The organism is Gordonia sp. L191 (assembly GCF_030077625.1).
Taxonomy (GTDB): Bacteria; Actinomycetota; Actinomycetes; order Mycobacteriales; family Mycobacteriaceae; genus Gordonia; species Gordonia polyisoprenivorans_A.
This window is the reverse complement of sequence record NZ_CP125996.1, coordinates 236,353-253,159: the sequence shown is the minus strand read 5'-3', so window position 1 is coordinate 253,159 and position 16,807 is coordinate 236,353. Positions and strand designations below refer to the sequence as shown.

The window sequence follows — 16,807 nt, the reverse complement described above, 5'->3', positions numbered from 1 at the left end:
TTTCGTGGTTCGTGCCTGTCGCGCGGGTGAGAGGAGCCGCTACGCCGGACGCACCGAGTTGATCGTCTTCTCGACCTCCCAGAATGCCCGCAGCGCAGAGAGTTTCCCGTTCTCATCGGCGCGGTAGGTGAACACACCGTGGGCTTCGGAGACGTGGCCGGCGATGTGGGTGACGATCTTGCCCACGTAGGCGACCTCGTTGCCGCAGATGATCTCGTCGTCGAAGACGAACTCGATGCTCTCGGTGGTCGCGATCGAGAGATCCCAGAACTCCGAGATCCGTTGATGCCCGGTGAATCCGATGCCCTCGGCGTCGAACATCGACGGCCCCACCGGGTCCTCGACCTTCGCGTCGGTGGCGAAATTGTCCACCCAGGCCTGCTTGTCCCTGGCCTCGACGAACTCACGCGAGCGCCGTCCGGCGAGTACCGCCGGATGGTTCTCCCGATCGATGTTCAGATACGCCGGTGCGGTTTCGGAGTGGGTCATTTCGTCCCGTAGTCGACCCGGAGCTCCTTGACCCCGTTGATCCAGCCGTGCCGTAGGCGACGCGGTGCCTCGAGCCTGCTGATGTCGGGCACCAGGTCGGCGAGCGCGTTGAACATCAGGTTGATCTCCATCCGCGCCAGGTTCGCGCCGACGCAGAAGTGCGCACCGTTGCCGCCGAAACCGACGTGCGGGTTGGGATCTCGCAGGATGTTGAACTCGTAGGGCCTCTCGAAGACCTCGTCGTCGTAGTTCGCCGAGCCGTAGAACAGCCCGACGCGCTCGCCCTCGGCGATGTCGACGCCGCCGACCTGGGTGTCGCGTTTGGCGGTGCGCTGGAAGCAGTTGACCGGCGTGGCCCAGCGGACGATTTCGTCGACCGCGGTGGCCGGCCGCTCCCGCTTGAACAGCTCCCACTGATCGGGGTGTTCGAGGAAGGCGTTCATGCCGTGGCTGATCGCGTTGCGCGTGGTCTCGTTACCGGCGACGGTCAGCAGGATGAAGAAGAAGCCGAACTCGGCCTCGTCGAGCGACTGGCCGTCGAGGTCGGCATTGACCAGCACGCTGACGATGTCGTCGACCGGATTCTTGCGGCGTGCCTCGGCCATGTTGTAGCCGTAGCCGAGGATTTCGGCCGACGCCATCTGCGGGTCCTCGCCGAACTCCGGGTCGTCGTAGTTCATCATGTTGTTCGACCAGTTGAAGAGCTTGACCCGGTCCTCCTCGGGCACACCGAGCAGGTCGGCGATGGCCAGCAACGGGAGGTCGACGGCGACGTCGTGAACGAAGTCGCCGGTGCCCTGTTCGGCCGCGTGGGTGACGATCGTCCGCGCCGCGCCGTCGAGCTTGTCCTCGAGCGCTTGCACGGCGCGCGGCGTGAAGGCCTTCGACACCAGCTTGCGCAGCCGCGTGTGATCCGGCGGATCGTGGTTGATCAGCAGCGCCTTGGTGACGTCGAGTTGCTCCTGGGTCATCTCATCGTCGAATCGCATGATGACGCCATTGGACGCCGTCGACCAGTCGGCGTTGTTCTTGGAGATCTCGCGGACGTGGGCGTGTTTGGAGATCACCCAGTAGCCGCCGTCGTGGAATCCGCCGCCCTTGCCCTCGCGCTGCGCGTTCCACCACACCGGAGCCGTCGAACGCAGGGCTGCGAACTCCTGGACCGGGATTCCCTGTTCGAGCAGGTCGGGGTTGGTGAAATCCCATCCCTCCTGCGTCATGAACGGGCTGCTGCGCGCGTCTTCCGTTGACGACGTCGCCCCGCTCGGCGACTCCCCCGCGGAAACGTTGACGGTCTTGACCACTGTCACACCACCTGTCGTTACCTGTAGTGAGATGAGAACGGATTTCGGTCTCACTTGTGTGATCCACGGTACACAAGAATCGAGGGCTTCACGAGAACCTGTTCTACTTTTTTCTGGACGGTCGCCCCAGTCCACGCCACGATTGGAGTGTTGGGCGACCGTCCCACTTCGACTTTTCTGGACCGATGTCCAGGAAACTGCCGCTTTCATCCCTTCTCTGCCCCACCAGCCCTGCCATATCGAGCCCGAGGCTGGACGCAAATGAGAACATGTTCTAATTTGAGCAGGACAGTGCCGGTCATCAGACGGCAGCGAACCTCGTAGGAGAGGAACCACCATGGGTGTTCCGGTGATCGTGGAAGCAGTGCGGACGCCGATCGGAAAGCGCGCCGGCTGGCTGTCGGGTCTGCACGCCGAAGAACTTCTCGGGATGACCCAGCGCGGCCTCATCGAGCGGGCGGGCATCGACCCCGCGCTGGTCGAGCAGGCGATCGGCGGCTGTGTCACCCAGGCCGGCGCCCAGGCCGGCAACATCACCCGCAAGGCCTGGCTGTCGGCGGGCCTGCCCGAACACACCGGCGCGACGACGATCGACTGTCAGTGCGGGTCGGCGCAGCAGGCCAACCACCTGATCGCCGGGCTGATCGCGACCGACACGATCGAAGTCGGCATCGCCTGCGGCGTGGAGACGATGACCCAGGTACCACTCGGTGCCAACGTCGGGACGAATGCCGGCCCCTACCATGCCGATTCGTGGCACATCGACCTGCCCAACCAGTTCGAGGCCGCCGAACGCATCGCGCGCCGACGCGGCATCACCCGCGCCGACATCGAGGCGCTCGGCCTGCGGAGTCAGCAGCGTGCGCGAATCGCCTGGGACGAAGGACGTTTCGACCGAGAGGTGCTCGCCCTCAAGGCACCCGAGCGCACCAAGGACGGTGAACTCACCGGCAACATCCTCGACGTGGTCCGCGATCAGGGGCTGCGCGAGACGACCGCGGAGTCGCTGGCCGGCCTCAAGCCGGTGATCGAGGGCGGCATCCACACCGCCGGGACCTCGTCGCAGATCTCCGACGGCGCCGCGGCGATCCTGCTGATGGACGAGGGACGCGCAAAAGAATTGGGCCTGACCCCCCGGGCTCGGTTGCGCGCCCAGGCGCTCGTCGGCGCCGAGCCGCACTACCATCTCGACGGTCCGGTCCAGGCCACCGAACGAGTACTGAGCAAGGCCGGAATGTCGTTGTCGGACATCGATCTCGTCGAGATCAACGAGGCGTTCGCCTCGGTGGTGCTCAGCTGGGCTCAGGTGCACGGCGCCGACATGGACAAAGTCAACGTCAACGGCGGTGCGATCGCGCTCGGACATCCGGTGGGCAGCACCGGTTCCCGGCTCATCACCACCGCCCTGCACGAACTCGAACGCACCGACACACAGACCGCCCTGATCACGATGTGTGCCGGCGGCGCAATGGCCACCGGCACCATCCTGGAACGCATCTGAACCCGTGGACGCGAACAATCGTCCGCGCCAGCTCGATTCACCCGTTGTCGCGCGACTGATCAAGGTGGGCTCGCGGCTCAACACGATGGTCTACCGGGCCACGGGTGGTCGCCTGGGCAACACGTGGCGAGTCGGGGCGGCGCTGCACAAGCCGGTTCCGGTGTGTCTGTTGACCACGACCGGCCGCAAGACGGGCAAGCCCCGAACCGCACCGTTGCTCTATCTGCGCGACGGCGAGAACTTCGTCGTGGTGGCCTCACAGGGCGGACTGGCGCACCATCCGGCGTGGTATCTCAACCTGCGCGCCGATCCGGCGGTGACCATCGAGGTCGGGCGCGATCGGCACGAGTTGCTGGCCCGCACCGCCGATGAGGCCGAACGCGCACGCCTGTGGCCGAAACTCGTTGATGTGTATGCCGATTTCGACACCTACGACGCCTGGACCGAGCGTGAGATCCCGGTGGTCATCTGCGAGCCCGCCACTGACTGACACCGCCTCCACGACCGTCGGCAGGCTCACCGACCCCCACTCGCGAGCGCACGGATCGCCGAGCCCAACCAGCGGTCGAGGAACACTCGGCGATCAGGGGCCGAGTACCCGTGGTCGGGATCGATGATCAGTGATTGCAGTGTGCGCAAGACGATTTCGACGAGGATCTCGATATCCTCGTCGCGGTAACCGCGCGCGGTCCAGTCGACGTCCATCCGCTCGATCATGCTGCGCGCGAACACGCGGGCGTTCTCCGAGGTGATCTGTCCGATCACCGGCAGGCTCTGGTGCCCGGGCAACAGCAGGATGCCCATGTAGCGGTCGTCGGCGAGCACCTCCAGTACCGCCGAAACACCCTCGATCACGGCCACATCCGGCTCGGTGAGCCCCACCAGGCGGTCGGCGATGCGGTCCAGGAACGCTCCGACGGCGTCGATGGCGGTCGCCGAAAGCAGTGCCTCGGTGCTCGGAAAGTAGCGATACACCGTCTGACGGGTCACGCCGAGCCGTCGCGCAACGTCGGCCAGACGGGTGGCCTCTCCCTGCTCGTCGATGACCTCACGCGTGGTCGCGAGAATGCGCGCGACGGCCTCCTCGTCGGTGGCGGGCACCGCGCCGGCCCAACCGTGCGTACGCATCAGCGTGCCCCGTGGTCGATCGCCCTCACCGGGCACTCGCGCGTCATGAGGCTTCAGCCTAATCGGCGACCGAGCTCGAGATGAACGACCATACAGATATTCTTCTGGTGTATGGTGTGGTGATGCAGACCACATCGACCCGTCCGTTCGACCCGGGTATCGACTTCACCGACCCGGACCTCCTCGAACGTGGCGTGCCCCTCGCCGAGTTCGCACATCTGCGCCGCACTGCGCCGGTGTGGTGGAACGCCCAGGAGGAGGGAAAGGGCGGCGGATTCCATGACGGCGGATACTGGGTGGTCTCGAAGCACGCACACGTCCGCGAGGTCTCCCGCAATCACGCGCTGTGGTCCACCAACGCCAACGGCGCGATCATCCGCCTGCCCGAGTATGTGACGGCCGATCAGATCGAGTTCACCAAAGCCCTTCTCATCAACCATGATCCGCCGTCGCACACCCGACTACGCAAGATCGTCTCGCGCATCTTCACGCCGAAATCCGTTGGTGCGCTGACCGACACGTTGAAGGAGTCGGCACGCCGGGTGGTTGCCGAGGCCGCGGAACGCCATTGCGGGAACTTCGTCGACGACGTCGCCGTCCACCTCCCGCTGCAGGCGATCCTCGACCTCATCGGTGTGCCCACCGCCGATCGTCCGAGGATTCACGAACTCGTCGACGCCATCATCAATTCCGACGATCCGGATCAGCTGATCGATCCCACCACGGCGAACGCCGAATTGCTGGGTTACGCATACCAGATGGCCGAGGATCGGCGACGCAATCCGCGTGAGGACATCGTCACCACCCTGGTGCAGGCCGACATCGACGGCGAGGCCCTCGACGAGATGGAGTTCGGGTTCTTCGTCATCCTGCTGATCACCGCCGGGAACGAAACCACCCGAAATGCCACCACGCACGGAATGAATGCGTTTCTCGATCATCCCGCCCAGTGGGAGCTCTTTCGCCGTGAACGGCCCGCTTCGGCGGTCGATGAGATCCTGCGCTGGTCGACGCCGGTCAACGCCTTCCAGCGAACCGCCCTCGCCGACACCGAACTCGGTGGCGTCGCGGTCACCGCAGGACAGCGGGTCGGACTCTTCTACAGCTCGGCCAATTACGACGAGGACGTCTTTTCCGACCCGTTCACCTTCGACATTCTCCGTGACCCCAATCCCCATCTCGCGTTCGGCGGGAACGGGGCACATTTCTGCATCGGGGCCAACCTCGCCCGCCTCGAGCTGAACCTCATCTTCGACGCCATCGCCGACGTGCTGCCCGACATCTCGCGGGTCGGGCCGATGCGGCGGGTCCGATCGGGCTGGCTCAACGGGGTCAAGGATCTCCCGGTGGACTACGGCACCCTCTCCCGGGTGCCTGGTCCCTGACGCTCGGTGGCCACCACGCGAAAGGGCACATAGACTTTCGTCCATGGCCGACGAATTCTATTCCACAGCCGACCACCTCTCCCCCTCGACGCCCGCAGTCGCGGTGATCATCCCCGCATACAACGAGGAACGTCTGATCGTCGACACCCTGCAGGCCCTGCAGGATCAGGAGTTCGACGCCCCACTGCATCGCGAGGTTCTGCACGGATTCCGTGTCGTCGTGGTCGACAACAACAGCACCGATCGCACGCCGGACCTCGTCCGTGAGTTCATCGAGGCAGGAACCCGGTTCCCCACCGAATTGATCTCCGAGACCGAGAAGGGTTCGGGCTGTGCGGCCGACACCGGCGCGCGTCACGCCATCGCTTCCGGAGCTCGCTACATCGCACGCACCGACGCCGACTCGCATCCGGCGCCGGACTGGCTCGCCACCCTGCTGATCCCGCTGTTCGCCGGGAAACGGCTCGTCGGTGGCCGGGTGAAAGCCCGTGACGACGAAGACGTCTCACCGTTTCTGTTCAACGCGGTCGGCAAGCTCTGGCGGGTCGGTCATGCCGTGGAGTACCTGAGGACCGCCCGCGGACCGGCCGTCGCCCGCCGCAGTTTTGCGGTGGTGGGCAACAACATGGCCATCGACGTCGAGATGTATCTCGAATCCGGAGGCTTCCCGCGGACGCGGATAGACGATACCGACGAAGACGCAGTGCTCCAGGCGAGAGTTCGAAAATTGGTCGGCTCCAAAGGAATTGCTTTGCAGAAGCACGCAATCGTCTTCACCTCGCAACGTCGGCAGCAGGCGTTCGGCGTGCGAGACACCATCAAGTGGTACTCAGGCAACCGTGCCTCGAGCGGACTCACCGCCGATATCCGAGCAGCCGAGCCTCGATGAGATTTCGCCGATCACCGAAACCGTCTCGGACAGAACGGCGTCGATGATCTTCTCGGCCTGATCGGTGTCGGGATAGCGAACACGCACATGGATGCCGCTCTCGTCGCGCCACAGCCACCACTGCGCATTGTCGGTGTCGTGGTCACCGGAGAGCTGACGGACCTCGACGCCGTCGGCCGGTGTGTACCAGCGGGTGTAGTCCACGTAGGACAGCATGAACACATCGTCGCGGCTGCGGCGCAACCGATCTCCGAAGGTCTGGTAGACCGGGGTCAATCCGATCTCGGCCAACGGTGTCGCCTCGGCCAGCCGACGCGCGTTGATCCGGCTGAGCTCCATCGGATCACCACTACATGCGACGCGCATCGGGATGTTGTCGACCACCCAGCCGACGAAGCGTCGGTCCGTCTGGGGTCCGGCCGGGATGATCGTCGACATCTCCTCCGGGCCTCCGGACCGATGGACGGCCACTCCGATGGCGGTCAGCAGCGCCGAGAGCGTCCGGCCGCCGTGGCGCCGGATGCCGGCACCGAGTTCGGGGGCGTCGTCGGCGGACACCAGCGTGCGCATCGCGGTGCGCATCGGCTTGCGTTCCCCCGGGCCGACACCGAGATCCAACGGGAAATCCGGTATCTGCCAGTCGGACTGCTCGAGATAGCGTTCCCACCCGGCCAGACGCGGATCGTCGGCCGGCACCGCCGGCTGTCGAATGTGGGCGCGCACCTCGTCGAGACCCGATGTGACAGGTCGCAGGGGGCGTGCGGCGAGAACATCGGTGATGTCGGCGGCGATCACCGTCAACGACCGGGCGTCGACGTAGGCGTGGTCGAAGGCACAGATCACCGTCGTCGAATCCGGCCGGCAGACGGCGGAGAAGAAATGTCCGCCGGGACGGAGCGGATTGCACGCCGATGCGGTCCGTCGCAAGACCTCGGCGGTGAGTGCCTGTGGGTCCCAATGACGCGCATCGATCTCGTCGTCGACCACCGCCGGGACATCCCGATGGTGATGGCGCACATAGTCGTCCCCGGCGACGAAATGACTGCGCAGCGCGTCGTGGCGTGACATCACCTCCGATGCCATGCGCCACAGCAGTTCCCGGGGCACCGACCGGGGCAGATCGATGACCAGGGTCATCCAGCCCAGATGCCCGGCCCGCACCGAGTCGAGATGGAAGCGCTCATTCTCCGAGACCGCCATGACAGCCGGTGCGCCGGCCACCGCCGACCCACTCGCCGCCCCGGTCTCCGGCACCCACTGCACGAAGCGTCCCGGTTTCACCGAATAGTGTTCCAGGCTCGCCAGTTTCATGCCGTCATCCCGGTCGATCCGGTGGGCTGTGCGGAGCGCTCGGCCCCGGCGGCGAAGTCGTGCAGGATCTCGGCGATCGCGTCGAGGTAGGCGCCGACGTTCCTGCGGGCGGTCTCGTTGTCCGGGATCTGCGTCTCGACCGTCACGCAGTCGGTCATCCGGCTCACCCAGAGGTTGGCGTTCTTGGTCTTTCCGACACCGGGAAAGCCGACCGTGGTTCGCACCGTCGGGTCCTCGACCCCTGGTAGGCGACGATGATCGATGTAGGTCACCATCTGTGGCGAACCCGTGATCGGCGGCAACTCACCGGCCTGCGCCAACACCCCGAGTACCGCACCCACCGGTGCGGCTGCAGCAGACCGCGCGTGGCGGACGGCGTCGGTGGCCGCTCCGATCAGCGACACGAAGTCGGCGTCGGGGTCGACCTCGAAGCAGATCGGGGCGAAATTACACAGCCAGCCCTGGGTCCGTTCGTGCCCGGGAGGACGCGTCGCCAGGGCGGTCGTCGTGCAGAACAGGCGGTCACCGGTCACCGCGAACTGCGCCGATGCCATTGCCGCGTACAGACATCCGGTGAAGGTCTGGCCGGTTCCGGCGAGTCGCTCGTCGATCCGGGTGGCGTCGGCGGCGTCGATCAGATCGCGGCGGGCGCGGACCGCCGGTACCGCGGCGGTGCCGCCGTCGAGTCCGAGGTCCAGCGGCGAGGTCGGAACACCGCCCTTGGCCCGCAGTGCCGTCCGCCAGGTGTGGACGCTGTCGTCATCGGCGGCGACCGACCCGGCCGACATCGCCTCGGCCCGAATGAAGTCCGCGTACTTGCCGACCGACGGCAGATCCGCGGACTCGCCATGCACCCGTGCCCGGTAGAGCGCGACGATCTCGGCGAGCGCGAGCCACACCGAGTATCCGTCTCCATGGACATGGTCGGCCCCGACATAGAACGTGAAGCCCCGCTCACCCGCTGCTGCCCCGAATGCCATGGCGGGTACCGAATCGAAGTCGGTCAGCGACGTGATGCGTTGCGCCGCATATTCGCCGACCGATGCATCGTCGAGGATGAGGTCGGGGTCCGGCACGGTGGTGATCATCTCGACCGAGTCCGGTGGCGCGACGACGCGGGTGATCCCCGACTCGTCGACGACGTAATGCGCACGCAGTTCCTCGTGACGGCGTACGAAGTCGGTGAGCGCCTGCGCCATCGCCTCGGCGTCGAGCGGCTCGTCGAATCGAGTGAGGGAACCGATGATCGCCCGATGCGGTTCCCCGCGCAGACGAGCGGCGACAGCGGTCGCGAGGTGATCGGACTGCAGGAAGGTTCCCGCACCCGAGGGCGACGAGCCGAGTCTGGCCCGATCCGGGGAGCGCATGGTCCACTCCACGACGGACCCACCCGGAAACGCCTCGCGCAGAAGCGGTCCGAGCTCACCGGGTGGTGAGAACCGCACCGTCACCGGCGCCGGCCGGTCAGTGCGGAGGCATCGGCGAGGACGACCGGGCAGTCGCCGTCGGCGATCACCGAGCGCAGTATGGCGTGGAACGTCGAGAGGAAGGTCTCGACCGCAGCACCCTGAGGACCGGCGGCGAACCGCGCGGAGACGTTGAGGCCGTCCGGGATTCGGTTGATCCAGAAGTAGACCTCGTCGGCGTCGGCGGTGGCGCTGCGCAGGACGCGAGCATTGCGCGCGTCCCACTGATCGGCGCTCTCGGCGCGTCGCAGGTCGATGTAGGAGATGACGAATCCCGGCGGGGTCACGTCGCCGCCGATCAGGTCGGCGATCGGGGCGAACGGGGCGCTGCCGGCGTCGCGGTACCGCCCGACACTCGCCGCCACGGCGGGCAGGGCCGCACCGAATGTGGTGGCACCACCCAATCGGGCGTGCATCGGGATCACACCGACGAACCAACCCACCGCCTCACCCCACTGGGGACCGGTGCGGGTGTGGACTGGACTGATGAAGCGTAGATCGTCGGCTCCGCTGCAGGCCGCGCCTGCCATCGTCAGCGCCGTGTACACACCGACGGCCATCGAGGCGCCCGCGGCCTTGCACACCGCGTCGAACGCCTTGGTCTGGGCCGGGTCGAGCAGATAGGTCGACAGGCTCGACTGGTATCCCTCGTCGGGGCTGCGGGGGCAGGTGATCGTCGGGGTATGGCCGGCGGGAACCTCGAAACGCGGGAAGGTCGGCATGGGTCCGGGCTGTGCGACCGATGTCGCGGTCTCGAAGAACTCACGCCAGAGGGTGACCGCGGTGTTGTTGGCATCGATCTGCTCGCCGAGATCGCGTTCGGCGTCGGCGAAGTCGAGGTAGCTGCCGTAGTCCAGCAGATTGTGCGGCGTCCCGTCGAGCGCGGCCTCGTACAGGGTGGTGAGCTCGCGGATCGCGAAGACCTGTGTGTAGGCGTCCATCACGGTGTGGTCGGCGGCGAAGATCAGCAGAAAGCGATCGTCGTCACCCGGTTCGACGGTGACCGCAACGCAATGGGGCCAGCGCAGCGGTGACACGGTGCTGTTGAAGTACTCCTGGACGCAGGCTTGTGCCTCGTCGGCCGTCATGGCGTCACCGAGCGCACTCGTACGGACCGAGATCGCCTGGGGTGTGGTCGTGATCCTGGTCAGATCGTCCTCTGGTCCGGTACCGGCATCGGTGCGCACCGACGACCGGAACGCCTCATGCCTGCGGTACCACTCCTCGATGGCGGCCGCGAGTGCCTGTCGATCGAGGGGGCGGTCGATCATGAACGCCGTGCCGATCCATTCGCTGTACCAGTCGTCGCCCATCGTCTGGGCACGACGCGCGTGCTCGAGGTGCATGTAGGACAGCCGCCGCGGATCGGGCTGCCAGGCGGTGGCGTCGGCGGTCGGCTCCCACGCGGTCACCCGACCGCCGGGAATCCGATAGTCGGCGAGTTCTGTGTATTCCATCGAAACCTCCGGTAATGATCGTGTGAACGGGACGGAGCAATTATTGAAAGCGCATCAACTGTTCAGGCCGTGAGCAATGGTGGGCCAACTCTGCCTCTGCTGGTCGCGCCAGTACGGCCAGGAGTGCGTTCCGGGATCGACGTACCGAATCGTCGCGGGAATACCCGAGGCGACGAGTCGGGACTGCAATTCCCGCGTACACAGGTAGGTACCGAATTCGATTCCACCCCCGACGACCTGGCGATTCGCCGGGTCACCGTTACCCGGATACCCCGGCTCGTCGTACTTGCCGGGCATCCCGGTACCGCTGGAGATGTAGACGGTCGTGCCGCGCAAATTGCCGGCCAGCGACACCACATCGTGCGCGGCCCATCGGGGATCGTTCGGCGGGCCCCACATGTTGTCGGGGTTTCCGCCGAATGCGGTGACGATACCCCGTGGATAGGCCTGTCCGGCCAGGCCAGTGGTGGTGTAACAGCCGCTGTAGGAGGCCACCGCGCGGTAGAAACCCGGATGACGTGCGGCGAGCACCAACCCGGCTCCCGCACCCATCGAGATGCCCGCGATTGCGCGTTTCCCGTTTCCGTTGAATGCTTCGTCGATCAGCGGTGGCAGTTCGTCGATCAGGAATGTTTCCCATTGGTAGCGACCAAGTTTGGGATCGTCACGTTCCCAGTCGGTGTACAGACTGCCGTTACCCGCCAGCGGCATCACGACGTTGACGTTCTTGTCGGCGTAGAAACGCCGGGCGTCGGTCTTGCGTAACCACATGCTGTTCTGCGGATCTTCTTCACCGAGTCCGCTGAGCAGGTACAGCGACGGACGTGGCCGGTCGGCGTGTGCCGGGGTGAGCACCTGCACCTTGATCGTCTTGCGCATCGCCGGGGAGTACACATAGAGCGCGGTGAGGTCGGTCCCCTCCGACGCGGTCCGTTCGATCGTCGCCTTCTGCGGCGCCGCATGAGCCGACCCCGGGTCACCGACGACCCCGGTCATCACCGCCGCAGCGACAACCAGAAGACCCGCGTAAACGCGGAAACGACGCCGCGAACGGCGACCAGAATCACCCGACAAATCAGCACCTCACGAACAGTGAACAACCGAGAAATGTGGCTCAGATAGACCGCCAGCACGCTCAAGATAACCCGAATCCGCGGTTTTCGTCACAATTTCTTTCTCCGGATCAATGAATTACGTTGTCGAACCACGTGGCTCTTTCTGCGAGATTCCTGTGAAACCGCGCGCGGTTTCAGACCAAAGCTGACTTTGAATGGCACGGAATCGCCGAGATCTCGGTAGGCTACGAACCACAATCGCGTGGAGAAAGGAGCCCGGCATGGTCGTTTTGCCTCCGACCGCCATCGAGGCCGCGTCGTTGCGCAAGACGTTCGGGCGGGTCACCGCGGTCGACGAGGTGTCCCTGTCGGTCCCGACCGGCTCGGTGTGCGGGCTGCTCGGCACCAACGGTGCAGGTAAGACCACCACCGTCCGCATGCTCTCGACACTTCTCCGTCCCGACGGGGGCAGCGCGCGCATCTTCGGTCGCGACGTGGCGACGCAGGGCACCGCGGTGCGCTCCCTGATCGCATTGACCGGTCAATATGCGTCATTGGACGAAGACCTCAGCGCCGAGGAGAACCTGCGATTGTTCGCCGAGTTGCGCGGGTTCAGCAAGGCCCGCGCGCGTTCGCGCGCCGATGATCTGATCGGACAATTCGGACTTTCCCACGCCGCGAGGCGCGCGGTTTCCGGCTATTCCGGCGGAATGCGCCGCCGTCTGGATCTGGCGTGTTCCCTGATCACCGCGCCCCCGCTGCTGTTTCTCGACGAGCCCACCACCGGCCTGGATCCGGCGACCCGGGCGCAGGTGTGGCAGGCCGTGCGTGAGCTCGTCTCGGGCGGCACCACAGTCCTGCTGACCACGCAGTATCTCGACGAGGCCGACAAGCTGTCGGACTCGATTGTCGTGATGGATTCGGGACGGGTCGTCGCCGAGGGCACCGCCGATACCCTCAAGGAACGCATCGGTACCAAGTCGTTGCACGTGATCATCACCGACCCCGCACAGCTCTCACGAGCGGCCGGGGTCGTGCAGCACAGCCTGGGTACCGAGGTCGCGCAGGTCAGCGGCGAGGCACGGCTGTCGGCGTCGATCACCGATCCCGGGCTGGCCGCACGGGCCGTCGCCGATCTGGAGGCCGCGTCGGTCGGCATCGTCGAATTCTCGGTTCAGCGCCCGACACTCGACGATGTGTTCTTCGCCCTCACCGGCGACCCGGCGACACATGACGCTGCCGGAAACGAGATCTCGTGGCCGGACGCCTCATGACCGAAGACGTGCTGGGTGCCCGCACCTTCGAGACCGACGACGCCATCGACGTGGCACCGACCCCGGCGGCCGGGATCGAATGGCCGATCACCCCGCTCGATCGAGTGCCGCTCACGCAGGCGCTACGGCAGATCCTCGCCCTGGCGCGGCGGGGTTTCCTGCGGATGCGCCACTCGCCGCAGGGCCTCATCGACGTCGTCGTCGTACCGATCGTCTTCACCGTCATGTTCGCCAACATCTTCGGCGGTGCGGTCGCCGGTGGCGTCGGGAATTACCTGCAGCTCTTGGTTCCCGGTGTGTTGGTGTCGGTGTCGGTGACGACGTCCATCGTCACCGGAACCCAACTGCGCGAAGACATCGACAGCGGTGTTTTCGACCGGATCGTGTCGATGCCGATCGCTCGCGTCGCTCCCCTGGCGGGACTGCTGATCGCCGACACGGCACGCTATCTCATCGCGACCACGGTGTCCCTGGCGGTGGGTCTGGCCATCGGATATCGACCGACCAGCGCGCTCGGCGTACTACTCGGCGTGATCATCGTCGTCTTCGCTGCGTTCTCGTTGAGCTGGATCTTCGCCCTCATGGGTGTGCTGCTGTCCAAGGTATCGGCGATCCAGGGCATCTCGATGCTGATCCTCATGCCGATGACGTTCACCTCCAACGCCTTTGTGCCGACCTCGACGATGCCCGGGTGGCTCGGGGTGATCGCCGAGATCAACCCGATCTCACACCTCATCTCGTCGTTTCGTGCGCTCGCCAATCATGGGCAGTTCACCGCGGATGTCGGATGGACCCTCCTCTGCTGTTGTGTGATCCTGGTGATCTTCGCCCCCGCCACCCTGCGCGCCTACCTCACACGCCTATGACCAACCACGACAAGGACACCCGACGTCCTACCACCGAACGCCCCAGCTCCGAACTCCCTAGCTCCGAGCGTCTGGGCACCGAGCGTCTGGGCACCGACGACGACCTGTTCATCCGCATGGAGCACGCCCTCGGACTCGGTGTCATCAACCAGGGGTTGTGGCGATTCGACGGACGTCTCGATCCGGATGTGTTGTCCGCCCTGGCAACCCGACTGCGGTACGGGCGGCTGTCCCGCCTGGCACGACGCCGTCCACCCCCGGTCCGCGACCGCTGGCAGTACACACCGGCGGCCGGGATGACCCATTTCGAGGACGAGCCCGTCGCCGAGGATGACGCCGTGGCGTGGGCACGACGGCAGGCCGAGCGCGGGGTCGACAGCGTCGCCGGACCGGCGTGGCGACTGACCGCCGCGTACTCGGCGGACCGACGAACGACCTTCGTCTCGCTGATCGCCGCGCACGCCGTCGCCGACGGGTGGTCGATGGTGACGGCGGTCGAAGAAGCCGTTCTCGGAACCGATTACGCCGTCACCACCGAGCGGGTGGGTGCGCTCGACGACGTCGTCGACGGTGTGCGGACCGCCGCGCGAGCCGCGCTGGCCGCGGGTCGGCTCATCGCCGGCACGGTGAGGTCCCGGCGCGGGCCCACCCCCACCGGTCCGGTGCGACCACCGGGACTCATCGCGGAGGACCCCTGCGGAATCCTGCTGAGCATCCCCGCCGACGACTACGCGCGTGCGTTTGCCCGTGCGCAGGGCAGCGCGAACGCGTTGTTCGTCGCGATCATGGTCGGACTGCTCGCCGAGGCCGGCATCGTTGGACCCGATGACGTTGTTCCCGTGTCGATTCCGGTGTCGATGCACCCCGATGGGGACCGCCGGGCCAACGCCACCACCGGGACAACCGCGCAGATCCGGGTATCCGACGACCGCTACCACGATCTCACCGCGATCCGGGTGGCCTGCAAGGAGGCCTACCGCAGCGTGCACGCCGGCACGTCCTCCATGGGCCACCTCTCGCAGGTTGCCCAGGCGCTCGGCGACCGACCGGTGCGACGCCTGGCCGCCAACGGCTCGACGCCGATGTGCCTGGCCTCCAACCTCGGCGAGTTGTCGCCCGAATTCTGCAGTCTGGGAAGCGGACTCGATGCCGAGATCGCGGTGCGCGCCTTCACCGGTCGGCCGGCGGGCACGGCCGACTTCGGTGGCGGCGTGAGCGGATGGTTCGGCGTCGGTCCGCGCGCGATCGGGTTGGCGGTGACGTCGCTCGATCCGCGGCTGGCCGCCGATGACGCCGCCCTGGCGGTCCTGGTGCGCGCCGAGTTGAAGCGATGGGAACTCGAGGCGAGCGAGTGGGGCGAATGAGAATCGCCTTCGCGCTGCACGGCAGCCGCGGCGACGTCCAACCGGCGGCCGCGGTGGCCGCCGAATTGGTGCGGCGTGGTCATTCGGTGCGGCTGGCCGTAGCGGCCGATCTGGTGGAACCATTTGCACGAACGGCGATTCCGACCACCGAACTCTGTCCATCGACGGCGGATCTGCTCGCCAGTCCACTGATCCGCAACGACCTCAAGTCACTGAATCCGCGTACCCGTTTCCGGGCGTTGCGTGAGGTCAGCGCGTACGGGGTGGACCAGTCCGAGCGGGTGATGGCCGAGCTCGCCGACGATGCGGACGTCCTCGTCACCGGTCTGCTCGCGCAGGACCGGGCCGCGACCGTCGCCGAGAGCCGCGGGATCGCCTTCGTGCCGCTGCACTACTGCCCGGTGCGTGTCTCCGGGTCGGTGTCGCCGACGTATCGCACTGTGCCGCGAGCGGTCTCACGCATGGTGTGGACGCTCGCCGACCGGATCATGTGGCTCTCGACCCGCGGCGCCGACCGCCGCCTGCGCGCACGTCTGGGGCTGCCGCCGGATCGGCGACCGTTCAGCAGACGTCTACGCGAGGACGGCATCCCCGAGGTCCAGGTGTACGACCCTGCCCTGTTCTCCGACCTGCCACACGAGTGGGGACCGCAGCGTCCCTTCGTCGGATTCCTGTGCCCGGACAAGGAGATCCGTGCGGCGATCAACGACGGCCTGGACCGGACCGATGCGGCCATCGGTTTCGCCTGCTCGGGGCCGCCGCCGGTCTATGTCGGTTTCGGCAGCATGCGAGCGCCCGGGGATCGGATGGAGTTCGTTGTGACCACCCTGCTCGATCACGGTCTACGCGTGATCGCCCACACCGATCTGGATCTCCCGGTGGCGGATTCGCGCCTGTTCCGGGTATCCGGAACGGTGGATCACGAAGCACTGCTTCCGCATTGCCGCGCGGCGGTGCACCACGGTGGTGCCGGGACAACGGGTTCGGTTCTACGGGCGGGTATTCCGTCGACGGTCGGATGGTTCAGTGCCGATCAACCGATCTGGGCTGCCGCACTACGCCGGTGCGGTGCCGGTACCGGGAATCGCCTGAGTCGAATGACCGCTGCCGACCTGTCGGCGCTGACCGACCCGGGTGTGCAAGCGGCCGCACGTAGGATCTCCGAGCGACTCCTTCCCCTGAATCATGCGGTCGACGCCGCGTGCGAGATCATCACCAACGCCGCGGCGTCCATGGCCTGACGGTGCCGACCCCGAACGGCGTCGGCCCCCGACCAGCGTCGACCGCCCGGTGTCGACCGCCTGAAGGACACGGCGGC

General features: G+C 66.4%; 15 protein-coding genes. 8 read left to right on the top strand and 7 right to left on the bottom strand.

Features of this window, described 5'->3' with window-relative positions:
* Positions 1-39 precede the first annotated feature (39 nt).
* Positions 40-489, bottom strand: coding sequence for a nuclear transport factor 2 family protein (locus tag QNM97_RS01175; protein WP_283821238.1), 450 nt, complete (start codon positions 487-489; stop codon positions 40-42).
* Positions 486-1,793: a cytochrome P450 gene (locus tag QNM97_RS01170; RefSeq protein WP_502875042.1), complete on the bottom strand. Its 1,308-nt coding sequence runs from the start codon at positions 1,791-1,793 to the stop codon at positions 486-488. Before QNM97_RS01170 ends, QNM97_RS01175 begins: the two co-directional genes overlap by 4 nt.
* Before the next feature lie 337 nt (positions 1,794-2,130).
* Between QNM97_RS01170 and QNM97_RS01165 the strand changes: the two genes are divergently transcribed.
* Both QNM97_RS01165 and QNM97_RS01160 read left to right on the top strand, forming a co-directional pair.
* Positions 2,131-3,294: a steroid 3-ketoacyl-CoA thiolase gene (locus QNM97_RS01165; RefSeq protein ID WP_283821236.1), complete on the top strand. Its 1,164-nt coding sequence runs from the start codon at positions 2,131-2,133 to the stop codon at positions 3,292-3,294.
* Between the two features lie 4 nt (positions 3,295-3,298).
* The gene (locus tag QNM97_RS01160) at positions 3,299-3,784 is read left to right on the top strand and encodes a nitroreductase family deazaflavin-dependent oxidoreductase (RefSeq protein WP_283821235.1); all 486 of its coding nucleotides are present in this window, start codon (positions 3,299-3,301) and stop codon (positions 3,782-3,784) included.
* A gap of 26 nt (positions 3,785-3,810) precedes the next feature.
* Here QNM97_RS01160 and QNM97_RS01155 read toward each other — a convergent pair whose 3' ends face one another.
* Positions 3,811-4,422 carry a TetR/AcrR family transcriptional regulator gene (locus QNM97_RS01155; protein WP_283821234.1) on the bottom strand — a complete coding sequence of 204 codons (612 nt, stop codon included), beginning with the start codon at positions 4,420-4,422 and terminating at the stop codon, positions 3,811-3,813.
* A 122-nt stretch (positions 4,423-4,544) separates the two neighbouring features.
* On the opposite strand from QNM97_RS01155, the gene QNM97_RS01150 reads away from it, so the two are divergent.
* Positions 4,545-5,807, top strand: coding sequence for a cytochrome P450 (locus tag QNM97_RS01150; RefSeq protein ID WP_283821233.1), 1,263 nt, complete (start codon positions 4,545-4,547; stop codon positions 5,805-5,807).
* Between the two features lie 43 nt (positions 5,808-5,850).
* Positions 5,851-6,696, top strand: a complete 846-nt coding sequence (locus tag QNM97_RS01145; protein WP_283821232.1) for a glycosyltransferase family 2 protein — start codon at positions 5,851-5,853, stop codon at positions 6,694-6,696.
* Here the strand turns inward: QNM97_RS01145 and QNM97_RS01140 are convergent.
* The 4 genes from QNM97_RS01140 to QNM97_RS01125 form a co-directional block, all read right to left on the bottom strand.
* Positions 6,637-8,007 carry a condensation domain-containing protein gene (locus QNM97_RS01140; protein ID WP_283821231.1) on the bottom strand — a complete coding sequence of 457 codons (1,371 nt, stop codon included), beginning with the start codon at positions 8,005-8,007 and terminating at the stop codon, positions 6,637-6,639. The two genes, QNM97_RS01145 and QNM97_RS01140, sit on opposite strands and share 60 nt — an antisense overlap.
* Positions 8,004-9,374: a condensation domain-containing protein gene (locus QNM97_RS01135; protein WP_283821230.1), complete on the bottom strand. Its 1,371-nt coding sequence runs from the start codon at positions 9,372-9,374 to the stop codon at positions 8,004-8,006. The genes QNM97_RS01140 and QNM97_RS01135 overlap by 4 nt, the downstream gene beginning before the upstream one ends.
* 80 nt (positions 9,375-9,454) lie before the next feature.
* Entirely contained in the window at positions 9,455-10,930 is a 1,476-nt protein-coding gene (locus QNM97_RS01130; RefSeq protein WP_283821229.1) for a condensation domain-containing protein, read from the bottom strand.
* 54 nt (positions 10,931-10,984) lie between these two features.
* Positions 10,985-12,004, bottom strand: a complete 1,020-nt coding sequence (locus QNM97_RS01125; protein WP_283821228.1) for an alpha/beta hydrolase — start codon at positions 12,002-12,004, stop codon at positions 10,985-10,987.
* 262 nt (positions 12,005-12,266) lie between these two features.
* Here QNM97_RS01125 and QNM97_RS01120 point away from each other — a divergent pair, with 262 nt between their 5' ends.
* The 4 genes from QNM97_RS01120 to QNM97_RS01105 are packed head-to-tail and all read left to right on the top strand — an operon-like array spanning position 12,267 to position 16,730.
* Complete coding sequence (locus tag QNM97_RS01120) at positions 12,267-13,259, top strand: ATP-binding cassette domain-containing protein (protein WP_283821226.1); 993 nt, start codon at positions 12,267-12,269, stop codon at positions 13,257-13,259.
* The gene (locus QNM97_RS01115) at positions 13,256-14,125 is read left to right on the top strand and encodes an ABC transporter permease (RefSeq protein ID WP_283821225.1); all 870 of its coding nucleotides are present in this window, start codon (positions 13,256-13,258) and stop codon (positions 14,123-14,125) included. The genes QNM97_RS01120 and QNM97_RS01115 overlap by 4 nt, the downstream gene beginning before the upstream one ends.
* Positions 14,122-15,489 carry a hypothetical protein gene (locus QNM97_RS01110; RefSeq protein ID WP_283821224.1) on the top strand — a complete coding sequence of 456 codons (1,368 nt, stop codon included), beginning with the start codon at positions 14,122-14,124 and terminating at the stop codon, positions 15,487-15,489. Before QNM97_RS01115 ends, QNM97_RS01110 begins: the two co-directional genes overlap by 4 nt.
* The gene (locus tag QNM97_RS01105) at positions 15,486-16,730 is read left to right on the top strand and encodes a glycosyltransferase (protein WP_208792711.1); all 1,245 of its coding nucleotides are present in this window, start codon (positions 15,486-15,488) and stop codon (positions 16,728-16,730) included. Before QNM97_RS01110 ends, QNM97_RS01105 begins: the two co-directional genes overlap by 4 nt.
* Positions 16,731-16,807: the final 77 nt, after the last annotated feature.